The organism is Achromobacter sp. ACM05, assembly GCF_019218915.1.
In the GTDB taxonomy this organism is placed as follows: domain Bacteria; phylum Pseudomonadota; class Gammaproteobacteria; order Burkholderiales; family Burkholderiaceae_B; genus Achromobacter; species Achromobacter animicus.
In genome coordinates, this window is record NZ_JAHUWQ010000005.1 from 427,108 (window position 1) to 443,450 (window position 16,343).

13 protein-coding genes are annotated in these 16,343 nt (G+C 64.9%); 3 read left to right on the forward strand and 10 right to left on the reverse strand.

Features of this window, described 5'->3' with window-relative positions; all coding sequences use genetic code 11:
- Positions 1–16: 16 nt before the first annotated feature.
- The 5 genes from KW836_RS26655 to KW836_RS26675 all read right to left on the reverse strand — a co-directional run bounded on the left by KW836_RS26655 (position 17) and on the right by KW836_RS26675 (position 6,970).
- Complete coding sequence (locus tag KW836_RS26655; RefSeq protein WP_218345257.1) at positions 17–865, reverse strand: DMT family transporter; 849 nt, start codon at positions 863–865, stop codon at positions 17–19.
- 167 nt (positions 866–1,032) lie between these two features.
- The gene (acs, locus tag KW836_RS26660; protein WP_218345212.1) at positions 1,033–3,012 is read right to left on the reverse strand and encodes an acetate--CoA ligase; all 1,980 of its coding nucleotides are present in this window, start codon (positions 3,010–3,012) and stop codon (positions 1,033–1,035) included.
- Between the two features lie 327 nt (positions 3,013–3,339).
- Positions 3,340–4,680, reverse strand: coding sequence for an MFS transporter (locus KW836_RS26665; RefSeq protein WP_175122929.1), 1,341 nt, complete (start codon positions 4,678–4,680; stop codon positions 3,340–3,342).
- Complete coding sequence (locus KW836_RS26670) at positions 4,677–5,084, reverse strand: heme-binding protein (RefSeq protein WP_218345213.1); 408 nt, start codon at positions 5,082–5,084, stop codon at positions 4,677–4,679. Before KW836_RS26670 ends, KW836_RS26665 begins: the two co-directional genes overlap by 4 nt.
- Positions 5,081–6,970, reverse strand: coding sequence for a propionate--CoA ligase (locus tag KW836_RS26675; RefSeq protein ID WP_218345214.1), 1,890 nt, complete (start codon positions 6,968–6,970; stop codon positions 5,081–5,083). Before KW836_RS26675 ends, KW836_RS26670 begins: the two co-directional genes overlap by 4 nt.
- A gap of 287 nt (positions 6,971–7,257) precedes the next feature.
- Here KW836_RS26675 and KW836_RS26680 point away from each other — a divergent pair, with 287 nt between their 5' ends.
- The gene (locus KW836_RS26680) at positions 7,258–7,917 is read left to right on the forward strand and encodes a C40 family peptidase (RefSeq protein WP_175122931.1); all 660 of its coding nucleotides are present in this window, start codon (positions 7,258–7,260) and stop codon (positions 7,915–7,917) included.
- A 189-nt stretch (positions 7,918–8,106) separates the two neighbouring features.
- Here the strand turns inward: KW836_RS26680 and KW836_RS26685 are convergent, their stop codons facing one another.
- The 4 genes from KW836_RS26685 to KW836_RS26700 all read right to left on the reverse strand — a co-directional run bounded on the left by KW836_RS26685 (position 8,107) and on the right by KW836_RS26700 (position 12,489).
- Positions 8,107–8,430 (reverse strand): DUF2325 domain-containing protein, encoded by a 324-nt coding sequence (locus tag KW836_RS26685; RefSeq protein WP_035212827.1) that lies wholly within the window; start codon positions 8,428–8,430, stop codon positions 8,107–8,109.
- 214 nt (positions 8,431–8,644) lie between these two features.
- A complete protein-coding gene (locus KW836_RS26690) occupies positions 8,645–9,589 on the reverse strand; it encodes a CysB family HTH-type transcriptional regulator (protein ID WP_008161940.1) in 945 nt (314 codons plus the stop codon).
- A 95-nt stretch (positions 9,590–9,684) separates the two neighbouring features.
- On the reverse strand, positions 9,685–11,178 hold the full coding sequence (locus KW836_RS26695) for a CoA-acylating methylmalonate-semialdehyde dehydrogenase (RefSeq protein ID WP_218345215.1): 1,494 nt from the start codon (positions 11,176–11,178) through the stop codon (positions 9,685–9,687).
- Positions 11,179–11,271: 93 nt separating this feature from the next.
- On the reverse strand, positions 11,272–12,489 hold the full coding sequence (locus KW836_RS26700) for an ABC transporter substrate-binding protein (RefSeq protein ID WP_175137348.1): 1,218 nt from the start codon (positions 12,487–12,489) through the stop codon (positions 11,272–11,274).
- Between the two features lie 214 nt (positions 12,490–12,703).
- On the opposite strand from KW836_RS26700, the gene KW836_RS26705 reads away from it, so the two are divergent.
- Positions 12,704–13,624, forward strand: a complete 921-nt coding sequence (locus KW836_RS26705) for a LysR family transcriptional regulator (protein ID WP_175122934.1) — start codon at positions 12,704–12,706, stop codon at positions 13,622–13,624.
- 27 nt (positions 13,625–13,651) lie between these two features.
- Here the strand turns inward: KW836_RS26705 and lptF are convergent, their stop codons facing one another.
- Positions 13,652–14,755, reverse strand: coding sequence for an LPS export ABC transporter permease LptF (gene lptF / locus KW836_RS26710; protein WP_175122935.1), 1,104 nt, complete (start codon positions 14,753–14,755; stop codon positions 13,652–13,654).
- Positions 14,756–14,812: 57 nt separating this feature from the next.
- On the opposite strand from lptF, the gene KW836_RS26715 reads away from it, so the two are divergent.
- Positions 14,813–16,321: a leucyl aminopeptidase gene (locus KW836_RS26715; protein ID WP_218345216.1), complete on the forward strand. Its 1,509-nt coding sequence runs from the start codon at positions 14,813–14,815 to the stop codon at positions 16,319–16,321.
- Positions 16,322–16,343: the final 22 nt, after the last annotated feature.

Genomic DNA, 16,343 nt, shown 5'->3' on the forward strand with positions numbered 1-16,343 from the left:
CAGGAATTCGGAAAGGTCATTCGGCGCGCGCGGCCGGCGCGGCACGGCTCACCACAAAGATGCCAGTCAGGATCAGCACCATCCCGCCTACCTCGACGGGCGTGGGACGCTCGGACAGAATGGCCCATGCCAGCAGCATGGCCACCACGGGCACGCCCAGGCTCGACAGTCCCGCGATCGACGCGGGCACGCGGCGCACGACCTGCAGCCACAGCAGCCAGCCCGCCGCGGTGGCGATCAGCACAATGTAGGTCATGCCGGTCCAGAGCGGCCAGCCCCATTGGGGGGTCATCTGCGGCACCAGATAGGCGATGGGCACCATGACCAGGCCGCCGAACAGCATCTGCCACGCGGTGAACGTCATCACGTCCGGCGCATGGCGGTCGAACATGCGCTTGGACAGCACCGTGCCCACGCCCCAGCACAGGCCGCTTCCAAGGCCCAGCAACACGGGGCGGATGTCGCCCAGCCCGTTCCAGGGTTCGACGAAACAGATCAGGCCGACGGCGGCCAGCGCGATGCCGGCCGCGTGCCGGGCCGTGGGCCGCTCGCCCAGCAACCACCACGCAAACAGCACGACCCAGAACGGCATGGTGTAGGCCATGAGGGACACCTTGCCCACGCCCCCGTCCACCAGCGCGGTCTGGACGAAGCCCTGAAAGCCCGCCGTCTGGGTCAGGCCGATCAAGAGGGTCAGTTTCCAGGGCGGCATCGCCAGCGGCCGGCGCGTGGCGAACGCGAGCGCGAAAAGCACCAGGCTGCCCGTCACGTAGCGCAGGGCCACGAAGTCGAACGGTCCGATGTAGGGCACGATCAGCTTCATCGCGATCCAGCTTCCCGCCCAGACCAGGATGGTGCTGAACATCAGGGCAAGCCCTGCGCGATCGAAACTGCTGCTCACGGGTGCGGCTCCATGCGAAGAAATTTGGCAATCCAGGAATGACGACGCCCGTGCCGCTACATGCCGGCACGGGCGTCGTCATTATGCGCCTGTCGCGCTGCAAACGGCCGGTGTAATCCGGCCGTTTGCATTTACAGCGGCTTGGCGAGCTGCTCCAGGATAGCGGGGTTTTCCAGCGTGGACACGTCCTGCGTCACTTCCTCGCCCTTGGCGACCACGCGCAGCAGGCGGCGCATGATCTTGCCCGAACGGGTCTTGGGCAGGTTGTCGCCGAAACGGATGTCCTTGGGCTTGGCGATGGGGCCGATCTCGCGGGCCACCCAGTCGCGCAACTGCTTGGCGATGGCCTGGGCCTCTTCGCCTTCCGGACGCGAGCGCTTGAGCACCACGAAGGCCACGACGGCCTCGCCGGTCGTGTCGTCGGGACGGCCCACGACGGCGGCCTCGGCCACCATTTCGTGCGCCACCAGCGCCGACTCGACCTCCATCGTGCCCAGGCGGTGGCCCGAGACATTCAGCACGTCATCGATACGGCCCATGATCCAGAAGTAGCCGTCCGCGTCGCGCTGCGCACCGTCGCCCGCAAGGTAATAGCCACGCAGTTCGGACGGGAAGTAGCTCTTCTTGAAGCGTTCCGGATCGCCCCAGATGTTCCGGATCATGGCGGGCCACGGACGCTTGATGACCAGGAAGCCGCCATTGCCCTTGTCCACGTCGCCGCCGGTCTCGTCGACGATGGCTGCGGCAATGCCCGGCAGGGGTAGCGTGCACGAACCCGGCTTGGTGGGCGTGGCGCCCGGCAGCGGCGTGATCATGTGCCCGCCGGTTTCGGTCTGCCACCAGGTATCCACAATGGGGCAGCGCTCGCGGCCGACGTTCTTGTGATACCACATCCAGGCTTCGGGGTTGATGGGCTCGCCCACCGTGCCGATGATGCGCAGCGAGTCCAGATCGTAGTTCTTGGGATGCGCGTCGGGCGTGGCTTCAGACGCCTTGATCAGCGAGCGGATCGCGGTCGGCGCCGTATAGAACGTGGTGACCTTGTGGCGCGCGATCATGTCCCAGAAGCGGCCGGCGTTGGGGAACGTGGGCACGCCTTCGAAGACGATCTGCGTCAGGCCAGCAGCAAGCGGGCCGTAGGTGATGTACGTGTGACCGGTAACCCAGCCCACGTCGGCGGTGCACCAGTAGACGTCGTCCTTGCGCGCGTCGAAGGTCCACTTCACGGTCAGGAGCGCCCACAACAGGTAGCCGGCGGACGAATGCTGCACGCCCTTGGGCTTGCCCGTGGAACCTGAGGTGTACAGGATGAAGAGCGGGTGTTCGGCGTTGACCGGCACCGGTTCGCAGGTATCGGGCTGGCCGGCCTCGACGTCCTGCATCCAGACGTCGCGGCCTTCGTTCCATTGCACCTTGCCACCCGTGCGGCGGTACACCACGACCTTGGTGACGGCCTCGCAGCCGCCCATGGCGATGGCGTCTTCAACGGCGGGCTTGAGCGGAATGGTCTTGCCGCCGCGCACCTGTTCGTCGGCCGTGATGACGAGCGATGCGCCCACGTCGACGATGCGTTCCTGCAGGCTCTTGGCCGAGAAACCGCCGAACACCACCGAGTGCGTCACACCCAGGCGCGCGCAGGCCTGCATGGCGACCACAGCTTCGATGGACATGGGCATGTAGATGATGGCGCGATCGCCTTTCTTGTAGCCCAGCGCCGCCAGCCCATTGGCGAAGCGGCAGACGCGCGCCAGCAGTTCGCGATAGGTGACCTTGTCGACCTTGCCATCGTCGGATTCGAAGATGATGGCGGTCTTGTCGGCGTTGCCGTTGGTCAGGTGGACGTCCAGGCAATTGGCCGAGACGTTCAGTTCGCCGTCGCCGAACCAGCGGTAGAACGGGGCATCGGACTCGTCAAGCACCTGCGTGAAGGGCTTGGTCCACTGCAGATTGTCGCGGGCCTGTCCGGCCCAGAATCCGTCGAAGTCGTTCTCGACCTGCGCGCACAGCGCGTTGTAGGCGTCCATGCTGGAAATCGCGGCGCCCTGCGCGGCGCGCTCGGGCGGCGGAAACACGCGGTTTTCCACCAGTACGGACTCAATAGCGTTCGACATGATCTTGTCTCCAATCGGTGATTCTGTTGTTTATGCTGCTTTTTTATTACCCACCTGCAACCGTATCGCCGCGCTCTTACGGGCACCTTACGCAAAATGCGGGCCGGAGCCCGCAGATTGACGAGGCCCAAGGCGATGCGTCTGCGCCGGATCTGGGCAGGAAGACGCCGCAAGGCGCCAACCGGGCAGCATGCACAAGCCAACGACGCGCCGCACTGCGGCGCGCCAACAATGCCAAGCAATCAGCATGCGCCGCCGCATCGGGACGCGGCGGCACAAGGCAGTCCATAAGGATAGCAGTCGCTTCCCGCTTGGCGTATACCGCATTCAGGCGGCCTGCCGGGCGAGGCCGCGCTTCATGTCCACCCGCGACAACAGGACCAGTCCGCCGACGAAGAACAGCCCCGTCACGAGGATGGCCAGCCGATGATTGCCTTCCGTGGCCCACGTCACCAGCCCGTACGTCAACGGGCCGATCACGGCGGCCAACTGCACGGAAAAGGTCCACAGCGAATAGAACTCGGCCAGCCGGCCCGCCGGCGCCAGCGCGCCGGTCATGGCGCGGCCCGCGCTCTGCGTCGTGCCCATGCACAGGCCGGCCAGCACCGCCGCCACCCAGAACACCGGCGCGGTCACGGCCGCGTAAGCCGTCAGCACCATCACGATCCATCCGACCAGCGTGATGGCCAGCGCCGGCTTGTGGCCGATGCGGTCTTGCACGTAGCCGAACGAAAACGCCCCGGCCGCCGCGCCGATGTTCACGGTGAACACCAGCAGCATGATCTGCGGCGTAGTGAAACCCATGACTTCCGAGGCATACACCGCGGCCAGCGTGATCACGACCGAGATGCCGGCCTGGTAGCAGGCAATGCACATCAACAGGCGGCGAAATTCCGGGAAGTGCAGGCCCGTTTCGCGCCAGGCATAGGCCAGGCGCTTGAGCATGTGCAGTGCGGGCGGATTGCCCTGCTGCGGCTTGGCGCGCTCGCGCAGCATGAAGAACGACGGCAGCGCGGCCAGCGCAAATACCGAGGCTGTCACCACAATGACCCAGGGCACGAACTGCTCGGCGGTCTCGCCTCGCCCTTCGGCCAGCGTCACCACGACAAGCGACAACCCCAGCGTCAGCATGCCGCCGAAATAGCCAAAGCTCCATCCCCAACCCGAGACGCGGCCTAACGCCTGCGGCTTGGCCAGTTCAGGCAGGAACGCCGCGACCACGGATTCGCCAACGCAATAGCAGTAGTTGGACACGACGATGGCGGCCAGCGCCAGCCAGACGTCGCCCGGCCCCGCTTGCGTCAGGACCAGCGTGCCCGCCACGCAGCCGGCCGTGCTGGTGTAGAGCAGCCGCCGCTTGCTGGCCCGGGCATCGGCGCGAGCGCCCAGCGTAGGCATGGTCAGCATGATGACGAGGTACGACAGCGACAGCGCGGACGTCCACGCGAGCGTGGCCCATGTGGCACGCCCGGCGACGACACCGACGAAATAGGTGCTGAAAACCGCCGTGAGGATCACGGTGGTGTATCCGGAGTTCGCGAAGTCGTACATGGCCCAGGCCCAGACTTCGCGCCGTTTCACGCCGGGGTTCAGCGGACCGCTGTCCGCCCCCCGGGTGTCCTGCGCGGAAACGCCAGCCGGCGTTTCCGGCGGCAGCGCCTGGCTCATAGGCCCAGCGCGGCGATGCCTGCTTGCGCGATCTGCACGTCTTCGGTCGACTTGACGCCCGAGACGCCCACCGCGCCGACGACCTGGCCGTCAACGACGACCGGCACGCCGCCCTCGAGCATGCCTTCGATCAGCGGCGCCGACAGGAACGAGTAGCGGCCGTTGTTGATCAGTTCTTCGTAGATGCGCGATTCGCGGCGGCCCAGCGCGGCCGTCTTGGCCTTGGCGGGCGCGATGTGCGACGAGATCGGCGCCGCATCGTCCAGGCGCAGCATGCCCAGCAGATGGCCGCCATCGTCGGTCACGGCGATGGTGACGGCCCACTTGTTCTGCGAGGCGTGTGCTTCGGCCGCGGCCAGGATCTTTTTGACGTCGTCGGCGCTCAGCACGGGTTTGGTTTTCATTGCAGTGACTCCTTGATCTGTTCGAGGGCGTTAGGGTCTTCCATGGTGGTCAGGTCGCCGGGATCGCGCGACTCGCATACCGCGACGATCGCGCGGCGCAGCACCTTGCCGGAACGGGTTTTGGGCAGGGCGCCCACGAACCGGATCCTGGCCGGCCTTGCCACCGCCCCAAGCTGTTCTTCCACCAGCCGCATGATATCCGCTTCCAGCGCCTTTGCCGCTTCCGGCGTGTCGGCGCCGGCGGGATTCTTCAGCACGGCAAACGCCATGGCGACCTGCCCCTTGAGGGGGTCGGACACACCCACCACCGCGCATTCCGCGATGCCGGTGTGGCTGTTGACCGACTCCTCGATCTCGCGCGTGCCCAACCGGTGGCCCGCCACATTGATCACGTCGTCCGTGCGGCCCAGGATGAACCAGTAGCCATCGGCGTCCACCCGCCCCCAGTCGAAGGTCGAATACACCTGCCGGCCAGGAATCGACGTGAAGTAGGTTTCGACGAAGCGCGCGTCGTCGCCCCAGATGGTGGACATGGCGCCGGGCGGCAGCGGCGGCACGATGGCGACCACGCCCTTCTCGTCCGGACCCAGGTCTTCGCCGGTGGATTCGCTGACGATGCGCGCGTCAAAGCCGTAGACCGGGAACGACGGGCTGCCGAACCGGGTGGCGACCTTTTCCACGCCCGGCTGCGCCGACAGGATCGGCCAGCCGGATTCCGTCTGCCAGTAGTTGTCGATGATGGGTTTGCCCAGGCCTTCCGAGATCCATTGCGCCGTGGGCTCGTCGAGCGGTTCGCCGGCCAGATAGACGGCGCGCAGCGTGGACAGATCGTGCCGCCGCAAGAGATCGGGATCCTGGCGCTTGAGCACGCGCACCGCCGTCGGCGCCGAAAACAGCGTGTTCACGCCGAATTGCTCGACCAGCTTCCAGAGAATCGCGCCGTCCGGGCGCACGGGTGTTCCCTCGTACAGGATGGTCGATTGCCCGCCGATGAGCGGTCCGTAGACGATGTAGGAATGCCCCACCACCCAGCCGATGTCGCTGGTGCAGAAATAGGTGTCGCCGGGCTTGCCATCGAACAGGTATTCCATGGACGACGCCAGCGCCACGGCGTATCCGCCCGTGTCGCGCTGCACGCCCTTGGGGCGGCCGGTGGTTCCGGAGGTGTAGAGGATGTAGCTGGGCTCGGACGATTCCAGCCACTCGACGGGCACCCGCGCGCCGCGGTGGCGTTCACGCAGCGTCGCGTAATCCAGGTCGCGACCCGCCACCGGTTCGAACGGGGCCAGGCCGCGGTCGAACACCACCACCGAGGCCGGCGGCGACTTGGTCAGGCTCAAGGCGCGATCCAAGAGCGGCTTGTACGGCACGACCTTGCCGGCCCGCGAGCCGCCGTCCGTGCACACCACTACCTTGGGCGACGCATCGTCGATGCGCTGCGCGAGGTTCACGGATGCAAACCCGCCGAACACCACCGAATGCACTGCCCCGATGCGCGCGCAGGCGAGCATGGTGAACACGGCTTCCGGCACCATCGGCATGTAAAGCAGCACGCGGTCGCCGCGCCCCACGCCCAACTCGCGCAGCATGGCGGCTGCCGCGTTCACTTCCTCGAAGACGTCCTGCCGCGTGTACACCTGCTCACGGTCCACCTCGGTGGACACCCAGATCAGCGCCGGCTTGTCCGCCTGAGTCGGCAGCCAGCGGTCCACGGCGTTGTAGCAAAGATTGGTGCGCCCGCCCACGAACCACCTGGCGAAAGGCGGACGCGAGAAGTCCAGCACATTGTCAAAAGGCGTTTCCCAGTGGATGCGCGTGGCCTCTTCACGCCAGAAGGCGTCGCGGTCATTCACCGAGCGATAGTGGAAATCCCGGGTTCTTTGCATGTCTGTCTCCTGGTATTGTTCATAGGCCTTAAGGCTGATTGATTTTTTGTCTAATCATTTCGGTCATTCTGGTAGGCAAACCTTGCACGAGACTTGCCGCACGTCAAAAAATTCTTCCAGATGTCCACGCTGCATGGATATTTAGGGCCGATACGTAACGAACCGGCACTAAAAGTTTGGTAGAATCCCCGCGAAGTTGCACATAATTGTTGAATTTGCTGACATCTCGGCCCCAACCGCGGCTAATGCGCGGTTTTTGCTGTGTTCAGTGAATCATCCCCAGGCGAATGCATCGACACTCCATACCCGCGCGATTCAATTCAACCACTGGCCTTGCAAAGCGCGGTCTGCGCATGCTCGCGTTGGTTGCTTGCTTTGCGGGTCTGGCGGGTTGTGCAAGCACTAGCCAAAAGTCAACCGCCCATACGTCCGAGATCGATCCTTACGAAACGGAGTGGGTTGCCACCGCCGATGATCCCATCGGCATGCTGGTGGTCCAGAAATTCAAGCGTGAACGCCAGCGCACCCATTCGGGTGTCGGCACCGACAACGGCATGGTCAGCGAAGCCCTGAATCACCTGGGCATCCGCTACCGCTTCGGCGGCAGTTCCCCCGACACCGGCTTTGACTGCAGCGGCCTCGTCGCTTACTCGGCCGAACGTGGCCTGGGGCTCAAGCTTCCCCGCAATGCCGCCGAAATCGCCCAGCAAGGCGTGGCCGTCGCCAAGAACGAACTGCAGGCCGGCGACCTCGTCTTCTTCAACACCATGGGCCGCCGTTATTCCCACGTTGGCATCTACCTGGGCGACGACCGCTTCGTGCATTCCCCCAGCGCCGGCGGCGTGGTGCGTGTCGAAAACATGACCATGGCCTACTGGTCCAAGCGCTACAACGGCGCCCGCCGCCTCGACAACACCCTGATGGCATCGGCCCGCGCGGCAAACTGACCGCCCTGCCCTGCCCAGACTCAAGGCAACATAGTCGCACGCAGGCCTACCCGCCGCCATCGTCCAAAATGCAAAACGCCGCCAGACTTTCGTCCGGCGGCGTTTTTGTTTGTTCTCTTCGCGGCGTTCAGACCGCAGGCCGTATCGGCCTCCCCAGTTTGTCGTGGATGCGCGGCAAGACGCGTCCCATCAATGAACGGTGCCGGCGCGCGGGCACAGGCCGCATTGCTGCAGCGCCTGCTGCATGCTGCACACGGAACGGCGACAAGCGACGACCCGGATGCCACCGCGCTGCGCGGCGTTGCGGAACGTCTTCATGACGTTGTGGCCAAGAAAATCGGTAAGCAGGATGACCAGTTGCGTGCCCGAGGGCAGTTGCAGGGTCTTCTTCTGATGTGAAGGATCGCGCCCGCTGATGTGGTGCGTGATCGAGATGTTGTGTCCTTTGAGCAGATCGGGAATATTGCCGAGGCGGTCGGCGCCCACTACCACTGCACTAAGTCCTGCCGTCATGATTTACCTCACTGGGTCGTTGAGCCTGGATGTAATGATAATGATTCCTATTTTTTCGTCAACTCAAATGAGATCGGTTCTTATTTAATTATTTTTATGAGCTTAGGGAAAGGGATAGCCGTCTCACGCTTTCCACAGGGTCATCGGGCAAAAAAAACGCGACGTCGAAAGGACGTCGCGTGTTGTCGAGGCAGGCGCCGGCAGCCGGCAGAGGCTATTTCGGCGCGCCCTGCACCGCATCGGTCACCACCGCCCGGGTCAGCGACGGCGCCAGCATTTCCAGGAAGGTGTAGACGTAGTCGCGCAGGAACACACCCGCCTTCACGCCCACGCGGGTCGTATGCGTGCCGAACAGGTGTCCCACCGGCAGGCCGACCAGATTGGAATCACGTCGCGGGTCATAGGCGACGCCCGCGATGATGCCGATGCCCAGGCCCACGTCCACATAGGTCTTGATCACGTCGGCGTCGATGGCTTCGAGCACGATGTCCGGATGAATGCCCTGGTTGGCAAAGATCTCGTCGATCGTGCTGCGGCCGGTGAAGGCGCGATCGTAGGTCACGATGGGATACTCGGCCAGTTGCGCCAGCGACAGCCGCTTGGCGGCGCTGGAGGTCAGTTCGGCCAGCGGATGATCGGGCCGCACCACCACGGTGTGCTCCCACGCATAGACCGGCAAGGTGGCCAGGCCCGGCGTCAACGCCAGCGATTCGGTGGCCAGCGCCAGATCGGCCTGTTCATGCAGGACCATTTCAGCAAGCTGGGCGGGGCTGCCCTCGGCCAGCGACAGGTGGACCTTGGGGAATTGCTTGCGGAACGCGGGAATGACGCGCGGCAGCAGATAGCGCGCCTGCGTGTGGGTGCAGGCAATGACCAGGCCGCCTTCATCGCGGCGCGCAAATTCGTCGCTGACTTTCTTCAGGTTGTCGACTTCGCGCATGATGCGGTCGATCACCTGCGACACGGCAAGACCCGGCTTGGTCAGCCCCTTGATGCGCTTGCCGTGGCGTTCGAAGATCTTGATGCCCAGCTCGTCTTCGAACTCGATGATGGCCTTGGAAACGCCGGGCTGCGACGTGTAGAGCATCCGGGCGGCTTCGGTCAGGTTGAAGTCGCGCCGGATGGTTTCACGCACGAAACGAAATTGCTGGAGGTTCATTAATTGGCCCCTGATAGACGGGCCAATTATAAGTAATAAGAACGCCTTGTTATATGAATTATTCGTATAAGCTTAGGAGCAAGGCGTCCCCTCTTTTAGCGCATCGAGATCGTGGTGTTGACGGTCTTGGCGTGCGCCGACCAGCGTGCGGTGACCGTCTTGGTCTGCGTCCAGAACTGCACAGCCTGCTTGCCGTTGGGGCCCAGGTCGCCCAGCTTGGAACCGCGCGAACCCGTGAAGCTGAACCACGCCACCGGCACCGGAATCGGCACGTTGATGCCGACCTGGCCCACGTCGATGTTGTTCTGGAAGTAGCGCGCGGCGCCCCCGTCCTGCGTGAACAGGGCGACGCCGTTGCCGTTGGGGTTGCGGTTGATGAATTCCACCGCGTCTTCCAGCGTCTCGACGCCAACGCAGCACAGGACCGGTCCGAAGATCTCCTCGGTGTAGATCGTCATGTTCTCGGCAACGCCGTCGAACACGGTCGGGCCGACGAAGTTGCCTTCCTCGAAACCCGCCACCTTCAGGTTGCGGCCGTCGAGCAGCAGCTTGGCGCCTTCGTCCACGCCCTTCTGGATCAGGCTTTCCACGCGCTTTTTCGCATTGGGCGACACCAGCGGACCCAGGTCGGCCTGGCGGTCCGTGCCGGCGTTGACCTTGAGCTTCTTGGCGCGTTCGACGAAATCGGGCAGCCAGTTGCGGGCCTCGCCCACCAGCACGGCCACGGACGACGCCATGCAGCGTTGGCCGGCCGCACCGAAGGCGGCCCCGAGCAGTTGGTTCAATGCGACTTCCGGATCAGCGTCCGGCAGAACCACGCAGTGGTTCTTGGCGCCCATCATCGACTGGCAGCGCTTGCCGGCAGCCGATGCACGGTTGTAGATCTCGGTGCCCACGCGCGTCGAGCCGATGAACGACACCGCCTTGATGTCCGGATGCTCGCACAGGCCATTGGCCGTTTCCGGGCCGCCGTGCACCACGTTGAGCACACCGGGCGGCAGGCCGGCTTCCAGCGCCAGTTCCGCCAGGAACAGCGACGAGGTCGGATCCTGCTCGGAGGGCTTGAGCACGAACGTATTGCCGCAGGCCACGGCGATGGGGAACATGAAGCACGGCAGCATCACCGGGAAATTGAACGCAGTGATGCCCGCGCACACGCCCAGCGGCTGGATCAGCGTGTAGACGTCGATCCCGGACGCCGCGTTTTCCGCGTATTCGCCCAATTGCAGGTTGGCGATCGAGCAGGCGTGCTCGACCACTTCCAGACCGCGGCCGACTTCACCCTCGGCGTCCGGCAGCGTCTTGCCGTGTTCGCGGGTAATCATCTCGGCCAGCTTGCCGGTATTGGCGCGCAGCAGCTCCTGGAACTTGAGCATGACGCGCATGCGTGCGCCCTGCCCGGCGTTGCGCCAGGTCTTGAAAGCCTCCTTGGCGTTGGAGACGGCCAGGTCCAGTTCTTCGCGCGTGGCGAAGGGCACCTTGGCGACGACCTCCTGGGTGGCGGGGTTGATCACGTCTCGCCATTCGGTGGTTTTGGACTGCACAAGCTTGCCGCCGATCAGTAGCGGAACGCGCGGGACTTCACTCATTTTGATGCTCCTCACACTGCGTAGTCGATGCGGATGGTCATCCGCGTTCTTGGATCGAACCGGGCCCGCGGGACAACGCCCGCGTGCCTCGGATTATTTCTTCACCAGCGGGCAGCTCGAATCGGCCAGGGGCTGGAAGGCTTCGGCCGCCGGAATGGTGGCCACCAGCTTCGAATAGTCCCAGCCGCCCTTGGAGTCCGCGGGCTTCTTGACTTCGTACAGGTACATATCGTGGATCACGCGGCCGTCCGGGCGGATCGACGCGTTGCGCATGATGGGATCCTTGATGGGAATCTCGCGCATCTTGTCGGCCACGACCTTGCCATCCGTACTGTTGGCGGCGGCCACGGCGCGCAGGTAATGCAGCACGCTGGAATACACGCCGGCCTGCGTCATGGTGGGCTTCAGGCCGCGGAAGGCCTTCTCGAAACGGCCGGACCACTCGCGCGTGGCGTCGTCGTAGTCCCAGTAAAAGCCGTCCACGTAGGACAACCCTTGGGCGTTCTCCAGGCCGAGCGCACGCAGGTCGGACAGGAAGATCAGCAGCGAAACCAGGCGCTGGCCGCCGGCCACGATGCCGAACTCGCGCGCCTGCTTGACCGCGTTGACGGTGTCCTGGCCGCCGTTGGCCAGCGCCACCACCTGCGCCTTGGAGCTTTGCGCCTGCAAGAGATAGGACGCGAAGTCGGGTGCGTTCAGCGGATGCCGCACACTGCCGGCCACCGTGCCGCCCAACGCTTTCACCGCCTTGGCCGTGTCGGCTTCCAGCGAGTGCCCAAACGCATAGTCGACGGTGATGAAGAACCAGGACTTGCCCCCCTCGCGCACGGTGGCTTTGGCGCCGCCCGCAGACTGCGAATAGGTGTCGAACATCCAGTGAAAGCCGACCGGCGAGCATTCCTTGTTGGTCAGGGCCGTGGTGGCCGGACCGGAGAACATCACGACCTTGTTCTTTTCGCGGGCGATGCCCTGCACGGCCAGCGCCACGGCGGAGTTGGTGAGGTCGGCGATCGCGGTGACGCCGTCGCGGTCGAACCATTCGCGGGCGCGCGCGGCGCCGACGTCCGCCTTGTTCTGGTTGTCCGCGGACACCAGGTCGATCTTCATGCCTTTGCATTCCGCCGCAAGGCAGTCGTCGATGGCCAACTGCGCCGCGGCGACCGAACCTGCGCCCCCCATGCCGGCGTAGGTGCCCGACATATCCGTCAGAATGCCGATCTTCACTGGCGGCTTATCCGCCGCATGGGCCTGCCCAAGCAAACCGGCGCCCAGACACAAGCCTGCGGCGAGCCCGCGTGCGTGCAATTTCATGGATTTGTCTCCTGAGTTTTTATGCGCTGAGTGTTAGCGTTGTGGCGCCGTCTTCGCGGCCTGCAGTCCCAGGGCATAGCCCAAGGCCAGCCGATCCAGTGTAGATGTGTGAAAATCAACAAGCAACACCAGAAATGCACATTCCTTGTGCATTCATGCACACACAAAAAATCCCGCGTTGCAGCGTGCTGCCGGGGCCTTGGAGCGATGGATCTTGCTTGATTGGGACAGCCTGCGGTATTTCCTGGAAGTGGCGCGCACGCAGCGCGTCAGCGCAGCGGCGCGCAAGCTGGGCGTGGAACACACCACGGTCTCGCGCCGCATCCGGGCGCTGGAAACGGAACTGGACACCCTGCTCTTTGAAAAATCCCGCAGCGCGGGCTTCGTGCTGACGGACGACGGCCAGCGGCTGTTCGTCCATGCCGAGCAGATGGAAAGCGTCGTGCACACCGCGCGCGAGAACCTGTCCGGCATCGGGCAGGCGCTGTCGGGGCATCTGCGCATCGGCGCCACCGAAGGCTTCGGCAGCTATGTGCTCACCCCGCTTGCCGCAGACTTCCAGCGGCGCTATCCGCACATCACGCTGGATATCCTGCCCGTGCCGCGCTTTGTCAGCCTGTCCAAGCGCGAGGCCGATCTGGCCATCACCATCGAGCGCCCGCAGCGCGGTCCGTATGTGTGCAGCAAGCTGTGCGATTACACGCTGCGGCTGTACGGCACACCTGGCTATCTGGCGAACCATGCGCCCATCACGCGCCGCGAGGACCTCGCGGATCACACGTTCATTGGCTATGTGGACGAGCTGCTGTTCAGCGAGCGCCTGCGCTATCTGGAAGACGTGCTGCCGGCAAGCAAGGTGGTGTTGCGCAGCACGAGCGTCGTGGCCCAGTACCACGCGGCGCTGCAGGGCCAGTCGCTCGCCATCCTGCCGTGCTTCATCGCTGCCCAGGATCCGCGGCTGAAACCCGTGCTGCAGGACGAGATCGCCATCACGCGCTCGTTCTGGATGTACTGCCACGAAGACCTGCGCAAGCTCAAGCGCGTGACGGTGCTGTGGGAGTTCATCCGCAAATCGGTATTGAAAAACGCCGACCTGTTGGCAGGCCGGCGTGGAACGATGAAGTATCTGCCCTGAGCGCGCCGGCCGGCGGCGCCCACTACGCTAAGCGCTGTTCTTCGGCGCCTTCACGCGCAGGCGGCGCATCAGCAGGAAGGCGGTCAGCAGCGCGACGGCGCCGTGGATGAGCCACACGCCCAGACCAAAACTGAGCTTGCCGTTGGAGATCCAGGCGCGCGACAGGTTGATCAGGTTCATATAGAGCAGGCCGACCAGACCGGCGATGAGCAGGTCGCCCGAACGCCCAAGCCGCGGATTTACCGCGCCCAGCGGAATGGCCAGCAGCGCAAGATTCAGCGCGGCGAGCGGCAGCGAAATCCGCCACATGACCTGCGACCAGCTGCTGTTGGTGTTGTCTTCAACCAGCTGCGGCGTGCTGCGCGCCTTGGAGGACCGCTCTGCCGCCGCACGGGCCTCGGCGACAGGGTCGCCGCCTGACTTGCTTTCGAGGCGCAGGCCGTATTTTTCGAAGTGCACCAGCCGAAGCTCGGGGGTACCCGGCTTCAGGTCGTAACGATGACCCTCGCCCAGCACCAGGAAGCGGTCGCCGTTGGGCAGGGTTTCGCTGTGCGCGCTGCTTGCGGTCAGCACGCTGAGCCATTCAGGACCGATCTCGCGCGCGAAGACGTTGCCGAGTTCGTCGCTGGGATTGACGGGGTCTTCAGCAAAGAACACGCGGCTGCCGCCGGAGGATTCAGCGAATTGGCCGGCCGTGACCTTGGACAGGTCGGAGCGTTGTTCGAAGCGTTCGTGGTATTCGCCGATCTGGCGGTAGGCCCAGGGCGACGCGACCAGCGTCAGGCCTGCCACGGCAATCGCGACGGGGACCGCCACGCGCAGCACGGGCTTGAGCCAGTCAGCCAGCGACAGGCCGCTGGCGAACCACACAACCATTTCGGATTCGCGGTAGTTTCGCGTGACCGTGGTCAGCACCGCGATGAAGATCGAGACCGCCAGAATGGTCGGCAGCGCGGTGATGGTCGACAGCGCGGCAAGCACGACCACCACGTCCGCTCCGATGTTGCCTCCCGCGGCTTCACCGAGCAGGCGCACGAGAAGCACGCTGAGCCACACGACGAGCAACGTGGAAAAGACAACGCCAGCGTGACTGGTGATCTCGCTGACGACAGAGCGTTTGAATAGAGACATGGGAGAATATGCGGGATAATCGACCGCATCATACACAGACGCACACGGGAAACCCTCATGGAATTTAGCACACAGACCACTGCTTCCCTGCACCAGGTCAAAACCGCGGCCCTCGCCGTCGGCGTGTTCGCGGACGGCGTGTTGAGCCCCGCCGCCGACATCATCGACCGCGCTTCCAACGGCGCCGTGCGTGCGGTGGTCAAAAGCGAATTCCGCGGCCGCGCCGGCGCGACGCTGACCCTGCGTACCCTGCCGGGTGTCGCCGCGCAGCGTGTGGTCCTGGTCGGTCTGGGCAAGCAGGAAGAATACTCGGCCCGCACCCACGCGTCGGCCGAGCAGGCATTCGCCGCTTCCTGCGTCGCCGCCCAGCTTGCCGAAGGCGTGTCCACGCTGCTCGCCAATCCCATCGCCGACACCGACCTCATTGCGCGCGCCCGCAGCGCCGCGATCGCGGCCGGCAGCGCGGTCTACCACTACGACGCCAGCTTCGGCAAACCCGACCGCGACGCGCGCCCCAAGCTCAAGAAGATCGTGCAGGTCGTCGAGCGCGCCGACGCGGCACAGGCCCAGAAGGGCCTGCGCGAAGGCAGCGCCATCGCCAACGGCATGGAGCTGACCCGCACGCTGGGCAACCTGCCGGGCAACATCTGCACGCCGACCTACCTGGGCGACACCGCCAAGCGCCTGGCGCGCGAATTCAAGTCCCTGAAGGTCGAGGTCCTGGACCGCAAGCAGGTCGAGGCGCTGGGCATGGGCTCGTTCCTGTCGGTTGCGCGCGGCTCCGAGGAGGCGCTGCGCTTCATCGTGCTGCGCCACGCCGGCGCCAAGGCTGCCAAGAAGGGCGCCAAGGCCGCGCAGGGTCCGATCGTGCTGGTCGGCAAGGGCATCACGTTCGACGCGGGCGGCATCTCGCTCAAGCCCGCGGCCACCATGGACGAAATGAAGTACGACATGTGCGGCGCCGCCAGCGTGCTCGGCTCGTTCCGCGCCCTGGCCGAACTGGAATTGCCGCTGGATGTCGTCGGCCTCATTCCCGCATGCGAGAACCTGCCCAGCGGCAAGGCCAACAAGCCGGGCGACGTGGTCACCAGCATGGCTGGCCTGACCATCGAAATCCTGAACACCGACGCCGAAGGCCGACTGGTCCTGTGCGACGCCCTCACCTACGCCGAACGCTTCAAGCCGTCGGCCGTGATCGACATCGCCACGCTGACCGGCGCCTGCGTCGTCGCGCTGGGCAACGTCAACACCGGTCTGTTCTCCAAGGACGACGCGCTGGCGGACGCTCTGGCCTCGGCCGGCCGCCGTTCGCTCGACACCGCATGGCGCATGCCCATGGACGACGCCTACCAGGAACAGCTCAAGTCCAACTTCGCTGACCTCGCCAACATCGGCGGTCCTCCGGCCGGCGCCGTCACGGCGGCTTGCTTCCTGTCCCGCTTCGCCAAGGCATACCCCTGGGCGCACCTGGACATCGCCGGCACCGCCTGGCGCGGCGGCAAGGACAAGGGCGCAACGGGCCGTCCGGTGCCGCTCCTGATGCAATACCTGCTGGACCAGGCTTGAAGCGCTGGACGCCGACAGCGCC